Genomic DNA, 21,560 nt, shown 5'->3' with positions numbered 1-21,560 from the left:
GCGCCGCGCGTGACCGCTCCCGCCGTCGAAACCGCCGCGCTCTCGTGCGCGTACGGCGCGCGCCTCGCCCTGGACGGCGCCACGCTCTCGGTGGCGCGCGGCGAGATCTTCGCCCTCCTCGGGCCGAACGGCGGCGGCAAGACGACGCTCTTCCGCATCCTCGCCACGCTCCTGAAACCGACGTCCGGGTCGTTCCGGATCGACGGGCTCGATCCCGCCTCGGACGCGAGGGCGGTGCGCCGCAAGCTGGGCGTCGTCTTCCAGGCGCCCGGCCTCGACAGGAAGCTCACCGTGAAGGAGAACCTTGCGCTGCAGGGCGCGCTCCTGAACATGTCCGGCACCGGGCTCACCGCCCGGATCGACGAGCTCCTCGGGGCGTTCTCGATCCGTGACCGCGCCGGGGACCTCGTCGAGACGCTCTCGGGCGGCCTCGCGCGCCGCGTCGAGATCGCCAAGGCGCTCCTGGCCGCGCCGCCGGTCCTGCTCCTCGACGAGCCCTCCACCGGGCTCGACCCCGGCGCCCGCCGCGATCTCACGGCGCTCCTCACCCAGCTCGCGAAGGGCGGCACGGCCGTCCTCCTCACGACGCACCTCTTCGACGAGGCCGACGCCGCACACCGCATCGGCATCCTCGATCGCGGGCGCCTCGTCGCGCTCGGCGCGCCCGCGGCGCTGAAGGCCGAGGTCGGCGGCGACGTCGTGACGGTCGAGGCGCGCGAGGACGGCGGCGCGCCCGCGCTGGCGCGCGAGATCTCGGCGCGATTCGGCGCCGAGGCCGGCAAGGTCGCGGCCGTGGGAAAGACGGTCCGCGTCGAGCGCCCACAGGCGCACACGTTCGTTCCCGCCCTCGTCGAGGCGTTCCCGGGCCGCTTCCGGTCGCTCACGCTCGGCGCGCCGTCCCTCGAGGACGTCTTCATCGACAGGACCGGCCGCGCGTTCCGCGAGGCCGACGCCGAGGAACCCGCGGGAGTCCCCGCGTGAGCGCCGGCCTCGCCCTCGCGAAGCGCGAGATCGTCCGGTTCCTCCGGCAGAAGAGCCGCGTCGTCGGCGCCGTCGCGCCGCCGCTCGTCATGTGGCTCCTCGTCGGCTCGGGGTTCAAGGGCTCGTTCCGCGGAGACTCGTTCGGCTACTTCTTCCCCGGGACCGTCGTCCTCGTCGTCCTCTTCGCGGCCATCTTCGCGACGATCTCCGTCATCGAGGACCGCCGCGAGGGCTTCCTGCAGGGCGTCCTCGTCGCGCCCGTCGCTCCGGCGTCGATCGCGTTCGGCAAGATCCTCGGCGGCAGCGTGCTCGGCCTCCTGCAGGGCCTCCCGCTTCTCGTCCTCGTCCCCGTGGCCGGGCTCTCGGCAGACCCGCGCGGCCTCCTCGGCGCCGCGGCGGTCCTCGTCCTCCTCGCGTTCGCGCTGACGTCCCTCGGCTTTGCGATCGCGTGGTCCCTCGAGTCGACGCAGGGCTTCCACGCGATCATGAATCTCTTCCTGATCCCGATGTGGCTTCTCTCCGGGTCGTTCTTCCCCGTCGACGGCGCGCCCGCATGGCTGAGGGCCGCCATGGCCGTCAACCCGCTCACGTACGGCGTCGCGGCTCTCCGCCGCGCGCTCGGCGGGGCTTCGGAGTCGCTGCCGTCCCTCGGCCTCTCCGTCGCGGTGACGGCGGCGTTCGCCGTCGTCATGTTCGCCGCCGCGACGGCCGTGGTCGCGAAGCTGCCGTCCGGACCGGAGCGGCGCGGCGGAAAGGCGCCCCGATGACCCTGCGCGACGTTCCGACCCTCAACGCCTTCCTGAACGCGACGAGCGCCGTGCTCCTCGTCGTCGGATGGACGTTCATCCGGCGCGGCAACCGCGAGGCGCACCGCCGCACGATGATCGCCGCCTTCGTCTGCTCGGCCGTCTTCCTGACGTCGTACCTCGTCTACCACGCGCAGGTCGGGAGCGTGCGGTTCCCGGGCACGGGCGGCGCGCGGACGCTCTACCTCGGGATCCTCCTGACGCACACGGTTCTCGCGGCCGCGGTCGCGCCGATGGCCGTGACGACGTTCGTCCTCGCCTGGAAGGGGCGCTTCGAGAGGCACCGCCGCCTCGCCCGCTGGACGCTCCCGATCTGGCTCTACGTCTCCGTGACCGGAGTCGTCGTCTACGTGATGCTGTACCGGATGAGCTGGTAATTCCGCGTTTCTGAAGGAGGAGGCCCTTCATGCCCCGACTCCGGACGCTCCCGGCCGCCGCTCTCGCGCTGTATTCCCTGCTCTCGGGCTGCTCTCGCCCGGCTCGCAATTCCAAAACCGGCCCCGGCCCAACGACCCCCGCCGTTGCTCCCCCAGCCGCCCCGGGCGGCCTCCTGGCGCGCTTCGGGAAGCCCACCTTCCACGGCTGGCCGGTCGCGGACCGCCAGCAGGGCGGACTCGCCGTCGGGTATTTTGCCGTCCCGGACGGCTGGAACGCGGCAGCCCGGACGGAATGGGCGTACGCGAACTCCAGCTGGCCGTTCCAGTGGTCCGCGAAGATCGCCGCGCCCGACGGCTCGGCCTGGCTCGAGACGTACCCGGCCGAGTGCTTCTACTGGCTCGAGCCGCCCGACCGCTCGACGCGCGTCGGGGCGAAGTCACTGGGGATGATCCATCGCCCCGGCATCGGCGCGAAGGACGCGATGACGTGGCTCATCGCACGCGCGCGCCCCGGCGCGCGGAACTTCCACGTCGTCGGCTTCCGCCCGATCCCGAACCTCGCGGTCGCGCTCGGCAAGCCGGCTTTCCCGGGCGACTCCGTCGCGGCCCGCGTGCGCTACGAGCAGGACGGGCATCCCGTCGACGAAGAGTTCTTCCTCGTCCTCGGCGGGAACCGCATCCCGTACCACGGCCCGCAGGGCACCTCGTACGAGAACCACCGCATCCTCGCGTACGCGCACAGCATGGGCGCGCGGGACGGGCGCCTCGACGCGCTCCACCCGCTCCTCGGATTCATCGTTTCCTCGTTCCGGCCGGATCCGGCCTGGGAGAGGCGCCGCGACGAGGTGCAGGCCCAGCTCACGGCGCAGTTCAACCGGAACCTCGCCGCGGGCTACTCGCAGATCGCGGCGGCCGGCGCGCTCAGCCGGCAGATCAGCGCGAACAACGATCGGATGATCGCGTCGATGGACGCGCAGCGCGCCTCGCGCAACGCGGCAATGGACCGCGTGAACGACAACTTCTCCCAGTACATCCGCGGCACCGAGCGCATGCAGGACCCGTACTGGGGCACGTCCGAGCACTCCTACACGGAGAAGTACCACTGGACGGACGGGCAGGGCGGCTACCAGCACTCCAACGACGCGGGCTTCAACCCGAACGCCGGCGGCACCGGGAACTGGCAGCTCATGCAGCCCGCGAAGTGACGTTCAGACGTCCAGGCGGCTGCCCCACTTCGCGACGAGCTCGCCGACGCGCGCGAGCGTGACGGGCTTGGACACGAAGTCGTCCATCCCCTCGGCCTCGCAGCGCTCCTTCACGAGGTCGGAGGTGAGCGCCGTGAGGGCGACGACGGGCAGGCTGGCGCCTGCCGGCAGGGCGCGGAGGCGACGGAGCACCTGGAAGCCGTCCATCTCCGGCATCTGGAGGTCGAGGAGGACGAATCGGAACCTGAAGCGCGCCGCGGCTTCGACGGCCTCGCGGCCCGTGCCCACGGCGAGGACGTCGGCGCCGCGCGATCTGAGCATGTGCGCGAGGAGCTCGCGGTTCTCCTCGTTGTCCTCGACGAGAAGCACGGTCGGGCGCCCGCCACCGCTTCCGAAGGCCTCGGGCGTGAGCGCCTCCGCCGCGTCGGCCTCCACGCGGGCGAGGAGCTGCTCCGTCGACGCCTTCAGCTCGGCCGTGGCCGCGCTCCGCTGGATCGGCCCCGAGCTCTCGTCCGTCGAGCGCCGCGCGGCTTCGACGATGCGCGCGATCTTCGCCCTCAGGTCGTGCGTCGTCGTCACGATGGCTTCCGCCGCGGCCTCCCGCGCCGCGAAGAGCGCCTGACGCGAGGCCTCGAGCTCGGTCCGGAGGCGGCGCCGCGAGGCGCCGTCGATGAACACGGCGTCGGCCCCGCCTCCGGCCCGCGGCGAGACGAGGACGTGGGTCGGCCGCGAGGCGCCCTCCGGCGTGACGAGGACGAACTCCTCCTCGCCGGCCGAGAGCGGCGTCGTGCCGGCGGCGCGCACGGCGTGCGCGCGGAGCAGGGCGCGCACCGACTCCGGGAGGACCTCGGTCCGGGCGACGTCCAGGCCCTCGAGAGCATCCGCGCGGCGCCCGAGGAGGTCCGCGAGGCGGCGGTTCACGGCGTCGATCCGGCCCGAGGCGTCCACCCCGAGGAGGCCGGCCGGGACCGAGTCGAGGAGCCGGCCGTGCCGCTCGAGAGGCGCGCCGCCCTTCGTGTCGGCCCTGAAGACGGCAACCTCGACGACCTTTCCGTAGCGCACGACCGGCGTCATCGTGACGACGCTTTCGACGCGGGGACCGCCCCCGGCGTGGAGGAGCAGCCGGCGTGCGGCGGTCGGCCGGCCCGTTTCGAAGACCTCGCGCAGCGCCTCGACGATCTCCGGGTCCTCGGCCTCCGAGTACGCGACGACTCCCGCCGGGCGGCCTTCGAGCTCGCGCGCGGGCTTCCCGAAGACGCGGATGGCCCCGCGGTTCACGTACCCGACCCTGCCGTCGCGGTCGACGGTGAAGACGGCGAGCGTCTCGAGCGCGTCGAGCGCCGGCCCGAAAGCCGCCCTCACGCCCGTCGCGGCCTCGCGGGCGGCCCCCCCGCCGTCCCGGTACGAGGCGATGAGGATCAGGATCCCGCCCAGCCCGGCGAGCAGCGCACCCGGCGCGACGGCGGCCGCCGGGGCGACGAAAAGGCCCCCGGCAACCAGCAGCAGGCCGAAAAAGACGAGAATCCTCGGGCCGGGCATGGCCCCAGTTTAGAACCCGGACGCGATGACCGAACCCGAATCCTCCGCCGCCACGTGGTCCGACCTCCTCGCGAGCGCGCGCGCCCGGCTGTCGGGCCGCGACCACGCGCCGTTCGAGGCCGAGGAGCTGCTCGCCCGCGCCGCCGGACGTCCCCGTTCGTGGTTTCACGCCCGCCGGCGCGAGCCGGCCGAACGGGCCGCCACCGCCGCGTACGACGACCTCGTGACCCGGCGCGCCGCCGGCGAGCCGCTGCAGTACCTCCTCGGTGAGTGGGAGTTCCTCGGCCGCACCTTCGCCGTCGACCCGCGCGCGCTCATCCCGCGCGGCGAGACCGAGGGGATCGTCGAGGAAGCCCGGCGGGCCGCGCCGGACGCGGTGCGCCTCGCCGACCTCGGGACGGGAAGCGGCGTCCTCGCGGTGTCTCTCGCGCTCGAGCGCCCGCGCGCGCGCGTCCTCGCGCTCGACCGGTCCCCTGGCGCCCTCGCTCTCGCGGCCGCGAACGCGCGGCGCCACGGCGTGGCGGAGCGCGTTCGTGTCGTGGCGTCCGACTGGCTGTCGGCTCTTGGAAGCGGCGCGCGCTTCGACCTCGTCGTCGCGAATCCTCCGTACGTCCCGCTCACGGACCAGCCGCACCTCTCGAAGACCGTCTCCGAATACGAGCCCGGCCTCGCGCTCTATGGCGGCGCGGACGGGCTCGACCCGCTGCGCGTGATCCTCGCGGCGCTCCCGCCGTTCCTCGAGAAGGGCCGGCCGTTCGTCTTCGAGTTCGGCTACAGCCAGGCGAACGAAGTCTCGGCCCTCGTCGAGGCCGCGCCTCTCTTCCGGCTCGAGCGCATCCGCCTCGACGCGGCGGGCATCCCGCGCACGGCCACGGCGATCCGGGCGTGACGGAGCGCCGCCCCGCGCGCATCGCCGTCGCGATCGCGATTGCCTTGTCGCTGCGGGCGGAAATCGCGTCCGCGGCCGAGATTCCCTGCGGCACGCTCGCCCCCGCGCGGCACGAAGCGGTGCGGAGGGGAACGGCGTATTTGAAGATTTTCTTTGAAGGTGAAGAGAGAAGGGCGGCTCTCGGGACGGATGCCGTCTCGATCTTTCTCGAGCTCGGGGAGACGGCCGCGGATCCGGACGTCGCGCGACGCGCAATGCGCGAGGCGCGGCGCCTCGCAGCCCCGCTCGCGCGGGACTACGCGAAACCCGGCGGTCTCGACGCCCGCGAAAGCCTCATGGGCGCCCTCTCGCTCCTGCCCGACTCCCGCCGTCTTCACCTTTCAAAGAAATCTTCTCTTCGTCTTCTCTCTTCGGTCTCCTCCCGCCTCGAGGGCCGGGATCCCGACGTGACGTACTTCGGCACCCGCATCGAACCGTCGCGCCTCGACGCCCTCGACGGCGACGCGCTTTACGACCTCCTCATCGCCGCGTACACCGTCGAGCGGGCGCGCGCCGCGTTTCCCGGTCTGCCCGCCCCCGCGCTCGGGCTCGGCGACGTCCTGCGGTTCGCGCTCGTTCGGCCGTATGCGTCGTTCGGCACCGGAGACGACGAGCGCGCCGGTGACGACTTCTACCTCGCGACGCACGTCGCCTACGTCCTGTCGGACTACTCGCGCATCCGGATCGACCCCGCGAGCCTCGGCGCGATCCTCCCGTACCTGCGCGCGCAGGTCCCCCGGCTCCTCGCGTCGCGCGACACGGAGGCCGGAGCCGAGATCGCCGACGTGCTCCGGCAGACGGGAGCGACCGACGCGGACCCGGACGTCTGCCGGCTCGCGCGCCTTCTTCTCGAAACGCAGCGGCCCGACGGTTCGTGGCCTCGGCCGGACGCCGAGGACGCGTACGACACGGTCCATCCGACGTGGGTCGGCGTCCACTCCCTCAGGGAGCGCAGGTTCCTTCCCGGCGGCGCCTGGGCGGACCGCACGCGCACATTCCTCGGCTCGAACCCCGCTTCCGCCCCGCCGAGCCGCTAGACTCCTCCGCCGTGGACGCGTTCCTCCTGAAAGGCCCGGTGCGCCTCGAAGGCTCCGTCGCCGCGAGCGGCGCGAAGAACGCGGCGCTCCCGGAGATGGCGGCCGCGCTCCTCGCGGACGCGCCCGTCGCCCTCGACGGCGTGCCGGACCTCGCGGACGTCCGGACGATGGAGCGCCTCCTCGCGGGCATGGGCGTCTCCCTCGCGCATCCCGCGCCAGGCCGCGTCGTCCTCGACGCCTCGCGCGTCACGTCGACCGAGGCGCCGTACGACCTCGTGCGCACGATGCGCGCGTCAATCCTCGTCCTCGGCCCGCTCGTCGCCCGCTTCGGCGAGGCGCGCGTCTCGCTCCCCGGCGGCTGCGCGATCGGCCTCCGGCCCGTCGACCTCCACCTCATGGCGCTCGAGGCGATGGGGGCGCGCGTCGCGGTCGAGAAGGGCTACATCCACGCGCACGTCTCGCGCGTCTCGCCCGCCCGCGGCCGCCTCACGGGCGCGACCGTCCGCTTCCCGACGCAGACCGTCACCGGCACCGAGAACGTTCTCTTCGCCGCGGCGCTCGCGAGGGGGACGACCGTCATCGAGAACGCCGCGCGGGAGCCCGAGGTCGAGGACACGGCCCGCCTCCTCGTCCGGATGGGCGCGCGCGTCTCGGGCGCGGGGACGCCGACGATCACGGTCGAGGGCGTCGACCGCCTCGGCGGCACCGGCGAGGCGCCGCACGCCGTCGTGCCGGACCGCATCGAGGCCGGCACGTACCTCGCCGCCGGCGCGATCACGGGCGGCGACGTCACCGTGACGGGCGCGCGCGCGGCGGACCTCGGCGCGTTCCTCGACGCGCTCGTCCGCGCGGGCGCCGAGGTCGAGACGACGACGGGCGGCGTCCGCGTCCGCGCGCCGCGACCGCTCGTGGCCACGGACGTGACGACCGAGCCGCACCCAGGCTTCCCGACGGACCTGCAGGCGCAGTTCCTCGCGGTCATGACGCAGGCCACGGGCACGAGCCGGATCACCGAGACGATCTTCGAGAACCGCTTCCTCCACGCGGGCGAGCTCCTGCGCCTCGGGGCCGACATCCGGCTGGACGGGCGAACCGCGATCGTGCGCGGGCCAGCGCCCCTCGAGGGCGCGCCCGTCACGGCCTCGGACCTGCGCGCCTCGGCGGCTCTCGTCCTCGCGGGCCTCGTCGCAAAGGGCGAGACGCGCGTCCGGCGCATTTACCACCTCGACCGCGGGTACGCGGACATGGACGGGCGCCTCCGGAGCCTCGGCGCGCGCGTCGAGCGGATCGACGGATAATCCCGCCGTGAGCCAGACGTTCGACGACCCCACGTGCCTCTTCTGCCGGATCGGCCGCCGCGAGATCCCCGCGAAGATCGCGTTCGAGAACGACCGCGTCCTCGCGTTCCACGACGTCGCGCCGAAGTCGCCCACCCACGTCCTCGTGATTCCGAAGGTGCACGTCGCGGCCCTCTCGGGCACGACGGCGGCGGACGCGGAGGCTCTCGGAGCTTGTCTGGCGGCGGTGGCGGAGATCGCGCGCACGCTCGGCCTCTCGAGCTATCGCGTCGTCGCGAACGACGGGCCGGACGCGGGCCAGAGCGTCTTCCACCTGCACTTCCACCTCATGGGCGGGCGCTCGTTCGCCTGGCCTCCCGGTTGAGGCTCGGCTTCCTCCGCGCGGCCGCGCTCGGCCTCGCCCTCACGTCCGCCGCGACGGTTTCCGCCGCACCTCCTTCGGCGGACGCCGGGCGCGAGCAGGCGCTCGCCGCCGCGGCGCGGGCCGGCAGGTGGAACGAGGTCCTCGAGCGCCTCGCCGCCCTGAAGGCCGACGCACCCGAGCGCTACGCGGACGGCCGGTTCGACTATCTCGCCGCGCGTGCGTTGGCGTCCACGGGCCGCCGGGACGCGGCGATTCCGCTCTTCGAGCGCTACGTTTCACCCGACGACCTCTTCGACGTCCCCGCGCGCCTCGCGTCGGGGTCCCTGCGCTTCGAGGCGGGCGACGGCCTCGGCGCGATGGAGCTTCTCCTTCCGCTGCTCCAGAGAAAGGGCGGCGCCGTCTCGCGCCGCGCGCTGCGCATCGCGCTGGACGCCCTCGAAACGCGCCTCGACGCGGCCGCCCTCCAGCGGCTCGTGTCCGCGCACCCGCCGGCCGCCCCGCGCGAAAAACGCCGCCTCGCGGCGCTGCGCGCCGAGGCGCTCGACCAGGCCGGGGATTCCGCCGGTGCGGCGGCGCTCCGTGAGGGCCTTCTGCGCGAGGCGCGGCGCGACGACGCGGCGGCCGTCGTCCTCGCCCGCGAGATGCGCGGCCGCGAGCCGAAGGACGTGCCCGACCGCCTGCTCCCGCTCCTCGTCGAGACCGCGAAGGCGCAGCGCGACCTCGACCTCGCCGAGCGTCTGCTCGCCGAGGGCGACCGCCGCGCCGAGGCGGGCGGCGACGCGGCCGCGCGGTGGGGCGCGCGCTTCGACCTCGGTCGCATGCGGGCGTCGCGCGGGCGCTTCGCGGATGCCGCGGCCGCGTTCCGCTCGATCCTCGAGGCGGAGCCCGCTCGCAAGAGGCCGCCCGCGAAGAAGAAGGACGATTCTCCCGGCACGGCGGCGTTCTTCGCGCGCGTGCGCTTCAACCTCGGCGCGGCGCTCGAAAAGCTGAATGATCTCGACGGGGCCGCGCGGGAGTTCCAGCGCGTCGAGGCCGGCCGCGTCGGGCCGTCCGGCCTCGCGGCCCTCCAGCGCGCGCGCCTCGAGATGCGGCGCAGCCACCTCGCCGACGCCGAGAAAATCCTCCTCCGCCCCACGCTGGCCCGTGAGCCCGGACGCGTCGAAGGCCTCCTCCATCTGACCGAGCGCTACGCGGAAACGGGCGACGGGGCCGGGGCGCGGCGCGCCCTCGCGCCCGTCGCGGCTCTTGCGCAGGCCCGCCGGCTGTCCGAGCCCTGGAAGAGCGAGCTCCCGTTCTGGCGGGGTCGCGTCGCGGAGGCTTCGGGAAGCGTCCCTGGCGCGCTCCAGGGCTACTCCGACATCCTCGCCTCGCGCCCGTGGACCGCCGTGGGCGAGCTCGCGCGGGAACGGATGACCTCGCTGCCGGAGGCGCCGCGCGCGGCGTTCCTCCGCGCGGCCCGCGTGCGCGGCGAGGCCCTGCTCCGGGCGGGGCGCGCCGCGGAGGCGAAGTTCGGCCTCCTCCCGCCGGCCGTCCTCGGCGACGCGGCGGCGCGCGACCTCCTGAAGGTCGCGTATCACGCCCTGCCTCTCTACGCCAGCGTGCTCCTCGCGCCCGACCTTGCGGACGACGCGCTCCCCACGCTCTGCGGCGATGCGGCCGCCTGCCGCCTCCTCCAGCTCGGCCTGCCCGAGGAGGCCGAGCCGATCGTGCGCGACGCCTCGCGCCTCGACACGATCCTCGGCAGCCTCGTCGCGGCGCGGCTCGCCGAGGCCGCGGATGCGGGCCCCGCGGCCCTCGACGCCGCGGCGGCCCTCGACCGGATCGTGCCGGTCGATTTCCTCCTGGACCTCGCTCCCCGCTCGATCCTCCGCGGCCTCGCGCCCCGTCCCTTCGACCGGCTCGTCTCGGAGACGGCCGACCAGAGCGGCGTGCCGCGCGAGCTGCTCTACGCCGTCATGCGCCAGGAAAGCCGCTTCGACCGCGAGGCCGCGTCCCCGGCGGCGGCCCGCGGCCTCATGCAGCTCACGCTGCCGGCGGCCGGCGACGCGGCGCGTGAGCTGAACGAGAGCCCTCCCGCCTACGCGGACCTCTACGACCCCGCTCGCTCCCTGCGCCTCGGCGCGCGCACGCTGAAGAACCTCCTCGTGCGCTTCGACGGCGACGACGCGCTCGCCGCCTCGGGCTACAACGCGGGCGCGGGCCAGACGGCGCTCTGGGCGGGCGGCGCGCAGCGCCCGGTCGAGGCGCTCCTCGCGTCGATCAGCTACCCGGAGACGCGCACGTACGTGCGCCGCGTCCTCTCCAACCGGATCCTCTACCGGATGTCCGAGCCTCGCCCGCCCGTCAGCGGCGGTAAATGAGGACGCGCGTCTCGGCGCGCAGCTGCTCGGTCCACCGCTCGATCTCGGCGTTGAGCTTTCGTTCGCGCACGAGCTCGCGGATCTGCTCCGACACGTCCTCGTAAGGCGGCAGCGACGCGAGGCCCTTCGCGCGCGCCTCCTCGCGGAACGGACCGTCGTAGTACGCGCGCAGCTCGGCCTCCGTCGTCTTGATCCCGGGCGAGAGGCGCTCCCTCACGAAGCTCTCGAGCGCCATCCCGCGCTTCACGAAGAGGGAAAGGTCGTCGCGCGTGGCGCCGGCACGCGCGAGGATCGCGTCGACCGTCTCGCCGCGCTCTTTCACGACACGGGCCTCGAGGGCGGCGACGCGGGCCTCGACCTCCTCGCGCTTCGGCTCGATTCCGCCCGTCTTGCGGAGCTGGCGATCCCGCAGCACCTCCACGACGCGCGTCGAGAGGACGCGGTCGCGGTACGCGGCGTCCGACTCGCCCGCCTCGCGGGGCAGGTAGCCGACGCCCGTCAGCTTCCGCAGCTCGCTTTCGAAAATCAGGTCGTCGCCGACCACGGCGGCGATGCGGTCGAGGACGACCGTGCCCGGGAGCGGCGTCGGCGAGGGCGCGGGCGGCGCGGGGGCCTGAGCCGCGAGGAGCCACGCCGCGAGGACGCCGAACACGGGGGCGATGCTAGCAGGCGCCGCGGGGCCGGCGCTGCGACAATGGGCGCATGGGCCGCCTCCTCGTCGTCGCGACGCCGATCGGAAACCTCGATGATCTTTCGCCGCGCGCGAAGGACGCGCTCGCGAACGCCTCCGTCGTCTACTGCGAGGACACCCGCCGCACGGGGAACCTCTTCGCGCGCCACGGCCTGACGACCCCGCGCGTCTCCTGTCACGGCCACAACGAGCACGCGCGCGTCGACGAGGCCCTCCGGCGCCTCGAGGCGGGCGAGACGCTCGCGCTCGTCTCGGACGCGGGGACGCCGCTCGTCTCGGACCCGGGCGAGCGGCTCGTGGCGGCCGCCGCCGCGGCCGGGCACCGCGTGGAGGCGATTCCGGGCCCCTCGGCCGTCCTCGCAATCCTGTCCGTATCGGGCTTCCCGGCCGTTCCGTTCACGTTCCTCGGGTTTCCGCCGTCGCGGCGCGGCGAGCGCGACCGCTGGTACGCCGCCCACGCGGCCCGTGCGGGAACGGCCGTCCTCTTCGAGTCTCCGTTCCGCGTCGTCGAGTCCCTCGGGGCTCTTGCGACCGCGTGGGGCGACCCGCCCGTCGCCCTCGGCCGCGAGCTCACGAAGCTCCATGAGGAGGTCCTGCGCGGGAGAGCCTCCGAAGTCGCGCGCACGCTCGCGGGCCGGCCCGCCGTGAAGGGCGAGATCGTCATCGCGGTCGCGCCCGCGCCCGTGTGACCGACTCCCTGCTCTCGCGCCGCGGCCGCCTCGCACTCGGAGCCGCGGCTTTCGGCTACGCCGCGCTGCTCCTCTTCCGATTCCGCTCGGTGCCCGACGGAATCGTCAACGACACGGCCGAGGAGATGCTCAAGGGACTCGCGCTCGTCGAGGGGCGAAGGCTCGAGGTCATGACCTCGACGCTCGGGTACTCGGCCGAGACGCTCTGGCTCTACGTCATGGGCCTCTCCGCGACGCTCCTCGGCCCCACCGTCGCGGCCGCGGTGATCCCGAGCGCCGCCGCCGCGGTGCTCACGGCCCTGGCACTGGCGCTCCTCGTGCGAGAGCTCGAACCCGGGAGCTCCGCCGCGACCGGCTTCCTGCTCGCGGCCGGGTCTCCGTGGCTCTTTCACTACGGCCGCTCGGGCCTGCGCGTCGCCGCCGCGGCGCTCTTCTGCGCCCTCACCGGTCTCCTCGTCGCGCGTGCGACGAAGGCCGGTGCGCGGCCCCGCGCGTTCTTCCTCGCGGGGGGCGTCGCTGCACTCGGCGCATACGTCTACACGACGTGCCGCGCGCTGCCGATCGCCGTCGTCGCCGCCGCGGCCTGTGCACGCTTTGCGGGCCGCTCCTGAGAACCGCAGCGAGAGTCGCCGGGCCGCCGGTACTGCCATTCTAGGAATCTTCCTCTTCTCCCTCCCGAACCTCGCGTTTCTTGCGACTCACCCGAAGGAGTTCCTCGAGCGCGGGCGGTACGTCTACGTCGGCGGCGCCGGGGACCGGGCCGCGAACGTCCGCGCGACGCTCGCCCTTCCGTTCGGATTCCCAGACGCGTACCGGGGCCAGGCGGGGACCGGAGCGGCGTTCGACGCAGACGGCGTGAGCGCGACGTTCTCCGCGGCCGGATTGAACCCTCTCCCTCTCTGGGTCACGTTCCTCGCGGGAATCGGCCTCGTCCGGACCCTGCGAGGGAAATGGGAGGGCCCCGAGGTTTTCCTCCTCGGCACGCTCGCGCTCGCTCTCGCCGTTCTTGCTCCGGCGGGACCCAGCCTTTCGCGGCTCCTGATCCTCGCCCCCATCCTCCTCGCGCTCGCCGGACGCGGGACGGGCCCGCTCACGCGGCTCGTGCCGTGGCGCGCCGCTGTGCCGCTCGCTCTCCTCCTCGGTGGCGCCTTCTCGATCTCCTCGTATTTCAAGGCTCTCGCGCGCCCCGACCCGCCCCCGTTCGTCGCGCAGGCCGCGACCGCGATCGGCGAGCGAGCGCGGCTCGCCGCCGGGACGGGCCCCGTGTGGTGCGTCGTCTCTCGCGACGCCAGCGTCGTCCGCTACCTCACCCACGGGACTCGCACGGCGGTCGTCGAGTTCTTCGGCGTCCCCTTCGACGCCCGGCGGGCGGCTCCGCCTCCGGAAGTCGCGACGCTCCTCGTCGAGAGGAACCCGGCGTTCGACGCCTGGACGCCCGGCGGATTCCAGGAAGCGGCGGCCCCGCCTCCGCAGGGCGCGCGCCTCCTCGAGCGCGCTACTCCGTAGAACGGTCGGCGAGCGCGAGGCGCGGGTCCGCGACGAGCTTCTCGTCGAGGAGCGGCCAGTCGACGTCCGGCTGCGCCGCGAAGGCGTGCAGGTAGAGCGACACGTCGCGGGCGGGCCATTTCTCGAGCACGGCGTCCACGCCCTTGGCGAGAACCGGCGCGGAAGGCTGCGGGATCTCGCCCTCGGTCGTCAGGCTCGCCCCCTCGTGCGGGAGCTTCACGGCGTCGAGGAACGCCGAGATGAGCGCGGCGTGCTTGCGCGTGAGAGCCGCCGACAGGACGTAGAGCGCGAGGTCCTCGGCGCGCTTGTCGCGGAGCGTCCGGCGCACGTACGCCCGCCGCGTCTCCTCCGGCAGCTTCGAGAAGCGCTTCAGGGGAATCTGCTGGTAGGTCAGGACGGCGCCGGCGATCTTCTCGGGCAGCTCGTCGTCCCCGCAGGCCGTCTCGACGAAGGTGGACACCTCGGCCGCCGAAAGCAGCCGGAAAAGCTCGTGCGATCTTGGGGCTTTCATCGGGGGCGGAGGATACCCGACAATGGACGGCTCTGATCGTCCTGCACGGCTCCCCGCTTCCCTCCGGCTTCGCGTTCTGGGCCGAGGGCTCCTACGTCACCCGCGACGCGCGCGACGCGCACCCGCGCGCCGTCCCGGCGGAGGACGTGGAGGCGGCCCTGCGCGACGAGGGCCTCGCCGGCTTCCTCCCGGCGTCCCGCGCCCGCATCGCGGCCCTCGCCCTCGTGGCGCCCGCGGTCCACGGGCGGCCCGTGCCGTCCGTCCCGGCCCTGCGCGAGCCCGCGGACTACGCCGCTCCGGGCGCGCCCGTCCTGAAGACGTTCCTGCTGCAGGGCATCGTCCTCGCGCCCGTCGAGGCGCTCGAGGCGCTCCTCGCGTTGCCGGCGGTCCTGCGCGTCAGGCCGCTTTCCCTGACGGCCGGCGACGACCTCGAATACTGGTCGGAGGTCGCGCGCTGGACGTACGACCTCCTCCTGCGCCGCCGCGTCGCGCCCACCGCCGACGGCGGGCGCCCGCGCTGGCGGCCGGTCCTGACGGATCCCCACGAGAAGGAGCGCTTCCGGCGCTTCGCCGCCGCGCTGCCGCCCGTGTCGCGCGCGCTCTCGGAGGAGGGCGCCGCGCCCTCGACCGAGGGCGGCCTCCCGCCCGCCGCGGCCGTCCTGCAGGGATTCCTCGACGCGGGCGTGGACGCGGCCGCGCGCGACGTCCTCCGCGACGTCCTTCCCGCCGAGCGCCGCCGCGCCGGCGACGGCCCGGAGGCGCTCGCAGTCGCCGGCCTCGCCGAGACGCCCGCGCCGGCGGCGGACGCCGCGGTCCTCTCGCGCCTCGCGGAATGGAGCCTCCCGGTCCTCGACCCGCTGCCCGAGGGCTCGCTCCGCCTCGGCATCCGCGTCGTTCCGCCCGAGTCGGTCGGCGGCTCTTTCGCCCTCTCCTTCGCCCTCGAGTCCACGGAGAAGGACGAGATCGCGCTGACGGCCGAGGAGATCTGGGAGTCGCCCGAGACCGCGGTGCGGCGCCGCGGGCGCCTCTTCTCCAACCTGCAGGACACGCTCCTCGCCCGCCTCGGCGCCGCCGCGTCGCTCTCGCCCGCCGTCCGCCGCAGCCTCGAGGAGCGCCACCCGACGGGCGTCGAGCTCTCGCCCGAGGAGACGTGGAAGTTCCTGTCGGAGGAGGCGCCGCTCCTCGGCGAGGCCGGGGTCGCCGTGCGCCTGCCCGGCGGCGGCGCGCTCCAGCGCGTCTCGCTCCGCCTCGTCGCGAAGGAGGGCGGAGGCGCGACGTCCGACCCCGGCGTCACGCGCTTCGGCCTCGACACGCTCGTCGACTTCGACTGGAAGGTCGCCGTCGGCGACGCGCTCCTCTCGGCGGCCGAATTCGAGGACCTCGCGGCGCGGCAGATGCCGCTCGTCGAAGTGCGCGGCGAGTGGGTGCTCCTCGACCGCGAGCACCTCGAGCAGGCCCGCCGCATCCTCGACCGGCGCCCCGGCGGCCGCACGACGCTCGGCGAGCTGCTGCGCCTCGCCGGAGGCCTCGACCCGGACGGCGCGGGAGCCTCGGTGGACGGCGTCGCGGGCGAGGGCTGGCTCTCGGGCCTTCTCGACCCCGACGTCGCGCGCAAGGAGATCGGCGCCTTCACCCCGCCGCGCGGGCTCACGGGCGTCCTCAGGCCGTACCAGATGCGCGGCGTCGCGTGGCTGCGCTTCCTCCTGACGCGCGGGCTCGGGGCCTGCCTCGCGGACGACATGGGCCTCGGCAAGACGATCCAGTTCCTGGCGACGCTTCTCAGCGCCCAGGAGGCCGGCGAGAGGATCGGCCCGTCGCTCCTCGTCTGCCCGACCTCGGTCGCGGAGAACTGGGTGTCCGAAGCCGCGCGCTTCGCGCCGTCGCTGAGGGTCGCCGTCCACCACGGCCCCGGGCGCGCGAGCGGCGAGGCGTTCCGGCATCTCCTTTCGAACGTCGACCTCCTCGTCACGACGTACGCGCTCGCGCACCGCGACCGCGCGCTGCTCTCCGAGGTGAACTGGGAGTACCTGACGCTGGACGAAGCGCAGAACGTCAAGAACCCCGCGGCCGCCCAGTCGCGCGCCGTGCGCGGCCTCAAGGCCGCACGTCGCTCGGCGCTCACGGGCACGCCCGTCGAGAACCGGCTCGCGGAGCTCAAGTCCATCTTCGACTTCCTGAACCCCGGCCTCCTCGGGAGCGACGACTCCTTCCGCCGCCACTTCGTCGTCCCGATCGAACGGCGGCGCGAGCCCGAGGCCGCGGCCCGCCTGCGCAACGTCACGGCACCGTTCCTCCTGCGGCGCGCGAAGACGGACCCGGGCGTCGTGCCGGACCTCCCCGAGAAGATCGAGACGAAGGAGTACACGGGCCTCACGCGCGAACAGGCCGCGCTCTACCGCGCGACGACGCGCTCGCTCCTCGCGGGCATCGGGCGCGCGAACAAGCGAACGCGCAAGGCGAAGATCCTGCTCCTGCTCCTCCGCCTCAAGCAGATCTGCGACCACCCGGCGCTCTTCCTCGGCGACGGCCGGCTGGACGGGAGGAGCGCGAAAATCGCGCGGCTGCTCGAGATGTGCGAAGAGACGCTCGCGGAGAAGAGCCCGTCGCTCCTCTTCACGCAGTTCGCCGAGATGGGCCACCTCCTCGTCGCGGCGCTCAAGGAGCGCTTCGGCTGCGAGGTCCTGTTCCTGCACGGCGGCGTCCCGCGGCGCGCGCGCGCCGAGATGGTCCGCCGCTTCCAGGAGGACGACGACCCGCCGCCGTTCTTCGTGCTCTCGCTCCGGGCGGGCGGGACGGGCCTCAACCTCACGCGCGCCTCGCACGTCTTCCACGTCGACCGCTGGTGGAACCCGGCCGTCGAGGAACAGGCGACGGACCGCGCCTTCCGGATCGGACAGACGCAGCACGTGCAGGTCCACAAGTTCGTCTGCCGCGGCACGCTCGAGGAGCGGATCGACCGGATGATCGAGGACAAGAAGCACCTCGCGCGCTCGATCGTCGGCGCGGGCGAGCACTGGATTGCCGGGATGTCGGACGACCAGCTCGCCGCGCTCGTCGCGCTCGATGCGGACACCGCGGTCTCGGAGGGCCACTGATGCCTCGCCGCCACAGGGTCCGGGTCCCGCGCGCCGCCGCGCCGGATTCGGGCTGGGCGTTCCGCTTCCTCGCGCGCCTCGCCTCGTTCGGATGGGACGAGGCGCTCGTGGACGGCCGCGAAGCCGCGCTCGGCGGCGCCGTCGTCTCGTTCGAGGTCGCAAAGAGCGGCGCCCGCTCCGAGTTCCGCCGCGCGGACGGCCACTGCGAGGAGGCGCGCCTCTCGCTCAAGCCGCTTCCGCCTGCCGCGCTCCGCAAGGCGCTCTCGTCGATGGCGGCACGCGCGCGTTTCGCCGCGGACCTCCTGGCCGGGCGCATCCCGGACGACGTCGAGGCCGCGTTCGCCGGAACGGGGCGGACGCTCCTGCCCGCGACGGCCGACGAGCTCGTCGCCCTTTGCACGTGCGACGCGCCGCTCCCGTGCGTCCACGCGGGCGCCGCCGCGGTGCTCCTCGGAGACGCGCTCGCCGACGATCCTTTCCTCGTTTTCCTGCTGCGCGGCCTGCCGCGCGAGGAGCTCCTCGCGGGCCTTCAGCGGGCGCGCCGGCGCCCGGCGCCGTCGGGAGCCGTACGGCCCGACGACGAGCCGGACGGCCCGCGCCGGCCCGAGGAGCCGCCCGAGCCTCTGCCCGCGGCCGTCCTGGAGAAGCCGGAGCTGTTCTACCGGCCGGCCGAGCCGGCGGCCGCGCTGCGAACCGTCTTCGCGCCTCCCGAACATCCGGAGGCCGTCCTCACGCGCCTCGGCCCGCCGCCCCTGCACGATCCCGAGGCGTCGCGTCTACTCCTCGAGCTGCACCGCGCGATCGGGCTCGGCGCCCGCGAGCGCCTCGCGGACTGGGAATGGCGCCGGGCCGGCGGACGTGGATGATTGCCGGAAGACCCGGGGAATTCCCTAGAAGGTGAAGACGCAAGCTTTTGCGGGGCGTTGCTCAGGGCAATCGGGACGGGCCTGATTCTATTTCGTCCACGAAACGCGCCGGATCCTCCGGATCCAACTTCAACGTCACGTCGACGTCCGCGGTCGCCCGCGGAAGGCCGTGCGCAATGACCGCCTGCGCGCCGAAGACGTACCAGCGACGGCGGCCTTCCCGCAGGACGCGTGCGAGATCGCGAAGCAGCCTACCGGTATCAGACAGCGCCGGCACGACGAAAGAGCTCCGCGAGGCGCACGTGGGCGGCGAGATCATCGGCCCGATCCGCCGCCGATGGCCAATCGGAACGCACGGCGCGGGCCTGCCGCCTGAGCTCGCCGGCCACGCGGAGGGCCTCGGCCGGGCCGAGGCGGGCGAGCCGCTCGCGCCAGTACCGTTCCTTGGACTCGGCCACGAGCGCCCAGTCCCGGTTCATGTACTCGAGCGCGCCGAGCGGGTCCATTTCTCGTCCGGATTCTACGCTTCGGAGGCTCGGCCGAGGGGTGCTCCACCGCACCCCTCGGCGCGCGAAATTACGGCTGGAGCTCCGACGTCACCGTCGCGCCGCCCATCTGCGGCACTACGGAGCTCGTCTTGACGACGCGGCGCGTGTCCTGCGCGACCCAGATCGTCGTCGAGCCGGGGTCGCCCTCGGCGGACGTGACCTCGGCCTTCCACGTCTTGAACTTCCCGGCTGGCACGGCGAGCTCCTCGGCGCCGAGGACCTTGATCTGCTTGAGCGTGCCCTTGGCCTTCTGGACGTCAAAGTTGCGGTACGTCGCCGTGTAGCCCTCCGCGAGCGGGAGCTGCGCGAGGACGTCCCAGGAGCCCGCTCCGTCCGCGAACACCGGGCCGCCGAGGTCCGCCGAGATCGGCTTGGGCTCGCCTCCCATGGCAGCCGTTCCGGTCGCCTTGCCGCCCGCGAACGCGACCTCGATCGTCATGGGGCCCTGCTTGACCTGCCTCTTCGAGACGAGGAGCGTGCCCTTATCGAGCGTCGTCGTGTCCGAGACTTCGCCCATCGGCATCTTCGTCGTGTCGGTCACGACCCACGTCGCGCCGTCCTCCTTGATCGTGCGCGTCACGCCGATCGGGATGTTCTGGCCCTGCGCGGCGATCGAGCCCTGGTAGGCGAGCGTCGCGGGCTTGAGATCCGTGACCGGCTTCGGCGCGGTGATGATCGCGCCGTCGATTTTCTTCGCGAGGACGACGGTCTTCGGGTCGACCGTGATCTCCTTGAGCCTCGCGACGACCTCGGGCGTTCCGCCCTCCTGGAAGCGCCCGCCGATGCGTTTTGCGAGGAACGCCTCGGCCGCCGCCATCATCGCCATGTTGTTCACGGGCCGCGCGAAACCGTGGCCCTCGTCGGGCGCGAGGATGTACTCGACCGGGAAGCCGCGGTCGCGCAGCGCGATCACGATCTGCTCGGACTCGGCCTTCTTGACGCGCGGGTCGTTCGCGCCCTGCACGACGAGAAGCGGCGTCTTGATCTTCGCCGCGGAGTTGAGCGGCGACTGGCGCTCGAGCTGCTTCTTGCCCTCGGGCGTCGTCGGGTCGCCCATGCGCGCGTGGAAGATGACGCGGCCGGACTCCCAGTAAGGCGGAATCGTCTCGAGAAGCGTGAGGAGGTTGGACGGCGCGACGATGGCGACGCCGGCCGCGTAGAGGTCCGGCGTGAAGGCGACGCCCGCGAGCGTCGCGTAGCCGCCGTACGAGCCGCCCATGATCGCGACGCGCTTCGGGTCGACGACGCCCTGGGCGACGAGGTGCTTGACGCCCCACGTGAGGTCGTCCTGCATGAGGTCGCCCCACTGCTTGTTGCCGGCGTTCAGGAACTTCTTGCCGTAGCCGGTCGAGGAGCGGAAGTTCGGCTGCAGGACGGCGTAGCCGCGGTTCGCGAGGAACTCGGCGTAGTTGCTGAAGCCCCAGGTCGTGCGCGCCCACGGGCCGCCGTGCGGGAAGACGACGAGCGGCAGGTTCTTCGCGTCGACGCCCTTCGGGAGCGTCAGGTACGCCGGGATCTCGAGCCCGTCCGACGACTTGTAGCGGATGGCCTTCATCGGGGCCATGTGCTCGCGCGGGATCCGCTCGCGGGAAACGTACTCGAGGCTGAGCTTCTTCGTCTTGCGGTCGAAGAGGTAGCGCGAGCCCGGGTCCGTGTCGCTCGAGGCCGTCACGAGCCAGACGCTCTCGTCGGCCGTCGAGGAGTTCGGGAGGACTTCCTTGTCGCCGAGCTTCTTCTTGAGGAGGTTGTAGTCGGCCTCCCAGTTCTTGTCGCGGAAGTAGATGCGCGTGCGGTCGTCCTCGTAGGAGGTCGCGACGAGCTCGTCCGTGGCGTCCGAGAAGATCGCGCTGCCGAAGTCGACCCGCTTCATCGGGTCGGTCTCGACGACCTCTTCCTTGCCGGTCGCCGGGTCGAACAGCATGAGGCGGACGAGGTCCGGCTCGCCCTTGTTCGACTCCATGTAAACGCGCGTGTTGTCCTTGTGGAACCGGGCGGGGCCGCAGCTCTCGAAGACCGTGCAGGTGTAGACGAGCTTGAACCCGCCTTCGTCCACGCGGAGGATCTCGGTATCGCCCTTGTCGGACGTCCGCGCGGCGAGCTGCAGCGCCCCGGCGTTGTCGAACACCCAGCCCGCGATCTTCTCGGTGTTCTTCTTCACGAGCGTCCGCTCGCCCGTCGAGATCTTCACCTTGTAGAGGTCGTGCCAGGCGGCGTCGCGGTCGTTCAGGCCGACGAAGATCGTGTCCGGGTCGGCCTTCGGCACGGCGTAGATCGCCACGCGGGCGCCCTTGGCGTCCGTCAGGTTGCGCGCGGGAGGCGCTTCCTTGCCGGCCTCCGGGGTCGCGGCCGGGTCGACGGCGTAGACGTTGTAGTTCTCGTCGCCGTCCTTGTCCTGGACGAAGAGGATCTTCTTGCTGTCGCGGGTCCAGAAGAACCCGGGAATCGGGCGCTTCGGGTCCGCCGTGACGAGGCGGGCCTTGTCGTAGCCTTCGCCCGTCTTCTTGACCCACACGTTCCGGGTTTCTTTCCACGGCTTCAGGAACGCGATGTACTTCCCGTCCGGAGACAGCTGCGCCCCGGCGATCTCGGGATTGCCGAAGAACAGCTCGCGGTCGAGCAGCGGCGGGGCCGCTGCATGGGCTAGCGCGGCAGGCACGGAAAGGGCCAGCGCAAGCAGGATTCCGCCCACGCGGGCTCGGACGATCGACGGATTCATGGATTCCTCCTCAAATGTGTGGGGTCCAGAGGGTGATACGCAG

The 21,560-nt window shown here is 73.2% G+C and carries 19 protein-coding genes; 14 read left to right on the top strand and 5 right to left on the bottom strand.

Annotated features, from left to right (window positions below; translation table 11 throughout):
* Positions 1–9: 9 nt before the first annotated feature.
* From IPL89_10260 to IPL89_10245, 4 genes are read left to right on the top strand one after another with little or no spacing between them, the layout of a single operon-like run.
* Complete coding sequence (locus IPL89_10260; protein ID MBK9063562.1) at positions 10–981, top strand: ATP-binding cassette domain-containing protein; 972 nt, start codon at positions 10–12, stop codon at positions 979–981.
* Positions 978–1,748, top strand: a complete 771-nt coding sequence (locus tag IPL89_10255; GenBank protein ID MBK9063561.1) for an ABC transporter permease — start codon at positions 978–980, stop codon at positions 1,746–1,748. Before IPL89_10260 ends, IPL89_10255 begins: the two co-directional genes overlap by 4 nt.
* Positions 1,745–2,164, top strand: coding sequence for a DUF420 domain-containing protein (locus IPL89_10250; protein ID MBK9063560.1), 420 nt, complete (start codon positions 1,745–1,747; stop codon positions 2,162–2,164). The genes IPL89_10255 and IPL89_10250 overlap by 4 nt, the downstream gene beginning before the upstream one ends.
* 29 nt (positions 2,165–2,193) lie before the next feature.
* On the top strand, positions 2,194–3,369 hold the full coding sequence (locus IPL89_10245; GenBank protein MBK9063559.1) for a hypothetical protein: 1,176 nt from the start codon (positions 2,194–2,196) through the stop codon (positions 3,367–3,369).
* 3 nt (positions 3,370–3,372) lie between these two features.
* On the opposite strand, the gene IPL89_10240 is transcribed toward IPL89_10245, so the two are convergent.
* Positions 3,373–4,908: a response regulator gene (locus IPL89_10240; GenBank protein MBK9063558.1), complete on the bottom strand. Its 1,536-nt coding sequence runs from the start codon at positions 4,906–4,908 to the stop codon at positions 3,373–3,375.
* A gap of 25 nt (positions 4,909–4,933) precedes the next feature.
* Between IPL89_10240 and prmC the strand changes: the two genes are divergently transcribed.
* The 5 genes from prmC to IPL89_10215 are packed head-to-tail and all read left to right on the top strand — an operon-like array spanning position 4,934 to position 10,895.
* Positions 4,934–5,797: a peptide chain release factor N(5)-glutamine methyltransferase gene (gene prmC / locus IPL89_10235; protein MBK9063557.1), complete on the top strand. Its 864-nt coding sequence runs from the start codon at positions 4,934–4,936 to the stop codon at positions 5,795–5,797.
* Positions 5,794–6,873, top strand: a complete 1,080-nt coding sequence (locus tag IPL89_10230; GenBank protein MBK9063556.1) for a hypothetical protein — start codon at positions 5,794–5,796, stop codon at positions 6,871–6,873. The genes prmC and IPL89_10230 overlap by 4 nt, the downstream gene beginning before the upstream one ends.
* A gap of 11 nt (positions 6,874–6,884) precedes the next feature.
* Positions 6,885–8,171, top strand: coding sequence for a UDP-N-acetylglucosamine 1-carboxyvinyltransferase (murA, locus tag IPL89_10225; GenBank protein MBK9063555.1), 1,287 nt, complete (start codon positions 6,885–6,887; stop codon positions 8,169–8,171).
* A gap of 7 nt (positions 8,172–8,178) precedes the next feature.
* Positions 8,179–8,535, top strand: a complete 357-nt coding sequence (locus IPL89_10220) for a histidine triad nucleotide-binding protein (protein ID MBK9063554.1) — start codon at positions 8,179–8,181, stop codon at positions 8,533–8,535.
* Complete coding sequence (locus IPL89_10215) at positions 8,532–10,895, top strand: lytic transglycosylase domain-containing protein (GenBank protein MBK9063553.1); 2,364 nt, start codon at positions 8,532–8,534, stop codon at positions 10,893–10,895. The genes IPL89_10220 and IPL89_10215 overlap by 4 nt, the downstream gene beginning before the upstream one ends.
* On the opposite strand, the gene IPL89_10210 is transcribed toward IPL89_10215, so the two are convergent.
* Entirely contained in the window at positions 10,879–11,547 is a 669-nt protein-coding gene (locus IPL89_10210; protein ID MBK9063552.1) for a hypothetical protein, read from the bottom strand. The genes IPL89_10215 and IPL89_10210 overlap by 17 nt on opposite strands.
* 50 nt (positions 11,548–11,597) lie before the next feature.
* On the opposite strand from IPL89_10210, the gene rsmI reads away from it, so the two are divergent.
* The 3 genes from rsmI to IPL89_10195 are packed head-to-tail and all read left to right on the top strand — an operon-like array spanning position 11,598 to position 13,781.
* Positions 11,598–12,275 carry a 16S rRNA (cytidine(1402)-2'-O)-methyltransferase gene (gene rsmI, locus IPL89_10205; protein MBK9063551.1) on the top strand — a complete coding sequence of 226 codons (678 nt, stop codon included), beginning with the start codon at positions 11,598–11,600 and terminating at the stop codon, positions 12,273–12,275.
* Positions 12,272–12,886 carry a glycosyltransferase family 39 protein gene (locus IPL89_10200; protein MBK9063550.1) on the top strand — a complete coding sequence of 205 codons (615 nt, stop codon included), beginning with the start codon at positions 12,272–12,274 and terminating at the stop codon, positions 12,884–12,886. Before rsmI ends, IPL89_10200 begins: the two co-directional genes overlap by 4 nt.
* A complete protein-coding gene (locus tag IPL89_10195) occupies positions 12,870–13,781 on the top strand; it encodes a hypothetical protein (protein ID MBK9063549.1) in 912 nt (303 codons plus the stop codon). Before IPL89_10200 ends, IPL89_10195 begins: the two co-directional genes overlap by 17 nt.
* Here the strand turns inward: IPL89_10195 and IPL89_10190 are convergent.
* Positions 13,771–14,292: a hypothetical protein gene (locus IPL89_10190; GenBank protein ID MBK9063548.1), complete on the bottom strand. Its 522-nt coding sequence runs from the start codon at positions 14,290–14,292 to the stop codon at positions 13,771–13,773. The two genes, IPL89_10195 and IPL89_10190, sit on opposite strands and share 11 nt — an antisense overlap.
* Here IPL89_10190 and IPL89_10185 point away from each other — a divergent pair.
* The gene (locus IPL89_10185) at positions 14,280–17,387 is read left to right on the top strand and encodes a DEAD/DEAH box helicase (GenBank protein ID MBK9063547.1); all 3,108 of its coding nucleotides are present in this window, start codon (positions 14,280–14,282) and stop codon (positions 17,385–17,387) included. The two genes, IPL89_10190 and IPL89_10185, sit on opposite strands and share 13 nt — an antisense overlap.
* The gene (locus tag IPL89_10180) at positions 17,387–18,253 is read left to right on the top strand and encodes a hypothetical protein (GenBank protein MBK9063546.1); all 867 of its coding nucleotides are present in this window, start codon (positions 17,387–17,389) and stop codon (positions 18,251–18,253) included. Before IPL89_10185 ends, IPL89_10180 begins: the two co-directional genes overlap by 1 nt.
* A gap of 260 nt (positions 18,254–18,513) precedes the next feature.
* On the opposite strand, the gene IPL89_10175 is transcribed toward IPL89_10180, so the two are convergent.
* Both IPL89_10175 and IPL89_10170 read right to left on the bottom strand, forming a co-directional pair.
* Positions 18,514–18,759: a hypothetical protein gene (locus IPL89_10175; GenBank protein MBK9063545.1), complete on the bottom strand. Its 246-nt coding sequence runs from the start codon at positions 18,757–18,759 to the stop codon at positions 18,514–18,516.
* A 70-nt stretch (positions 18,760–18,829) separates the two neighbouring features.
* A complete protein-coding gene (locus IPL89_10170; GenBank protein ID MBK9063544.1) occupies positions 18,830–21,517 on the bottom strand; it encodes a S9 family peptidase in 2,688 nt (895 codons plus the stop codon).
* Between the last annotated feature and the right edge of the window lie 43 nt (positions 21,518–21,560).

The sequence above is a fragment of the Acidobacteriota bacterium genome (assembly GCA_016716715.1).
Taxonomy (GTDB): domain Bacteria; phylum Acidobacteriota; class Thermoanaerobaculia; order UBA5066; family UBA5066; genus Fen-183.
This window is presented reverse-complemented; position numbering and strand designations above follow the sequence as displayed.

What these genes read in the sequence shown, in the direction of transcription:
- IPL89_10250 (MBK9063560.1), top strand. Translation starts at nt 1,745, where the DNA reads ATGACCCTGCGCGACGTTCCGACCCTCAACGCCTTCCTGAACGCGACG.
- IPL89_10245 (MBK9063559.1), top strand. Translation starts at nt 2,194, where the DNA reads ATGCCCCGACTCCGGACGCTCCCGGCCGCCGCTCTCGCGCTGTATTCC.
- IPL89_10240 (MBK9063558.1), bottom strand. Translation starts at nt 4,908, where the DNA reads ATGCCCGGCCCGAGGATTCTCGTCTTTTTCGGCCTGCTGCTGGTTGCC.
- prmC (MBK9063557.1), top strand. Translation starts at nt 4,934, where the DNA reads ATGACCGAACCCGAATCCTCCGCCGCCACGTGGTCCGACCTCCTCGCG.
- rsmI (MBK9063551.1), top strand. Translation starts at nt 11,598, where the DNA reads ATGGGCCGCCTCCTCGTCGTCGCGACGCCGATCGGAAACCTCGATGAT.
- IPL89_10190 (MBK9063548.1), bottom strand. Translation starts at nt 14,292, where the DNA reads ATGAAAGCCCCAAGATCGCACGAGCTTTTCCGGCTGCTTTCGGCGGCC.
- IPL89_10180 (MBK9063546.1), top strand. Translation starts at nt 17,387, where the DNA reads ATGCCTCGCCGCCACAGGGTCCGGGTCCCGCGCGCCGCCGCGCCGGAT.
- IPL89_10175 (MBK9063545.1), bottom strand. Translation starts at nt 18,759, where the DNA reads ATGGACCCGCTCGGCGCGCTCGAGTACATGAACCGGGACTGGGCGCTC.
- IPL89_10170 (MBK9063544.1), bottom strand. Translation starts at nt 21,517, where the DNA reads ATGAATCCGTCGATCGTCCGAGCCCGCGTGGGCGGAATCCTGCTTGCG.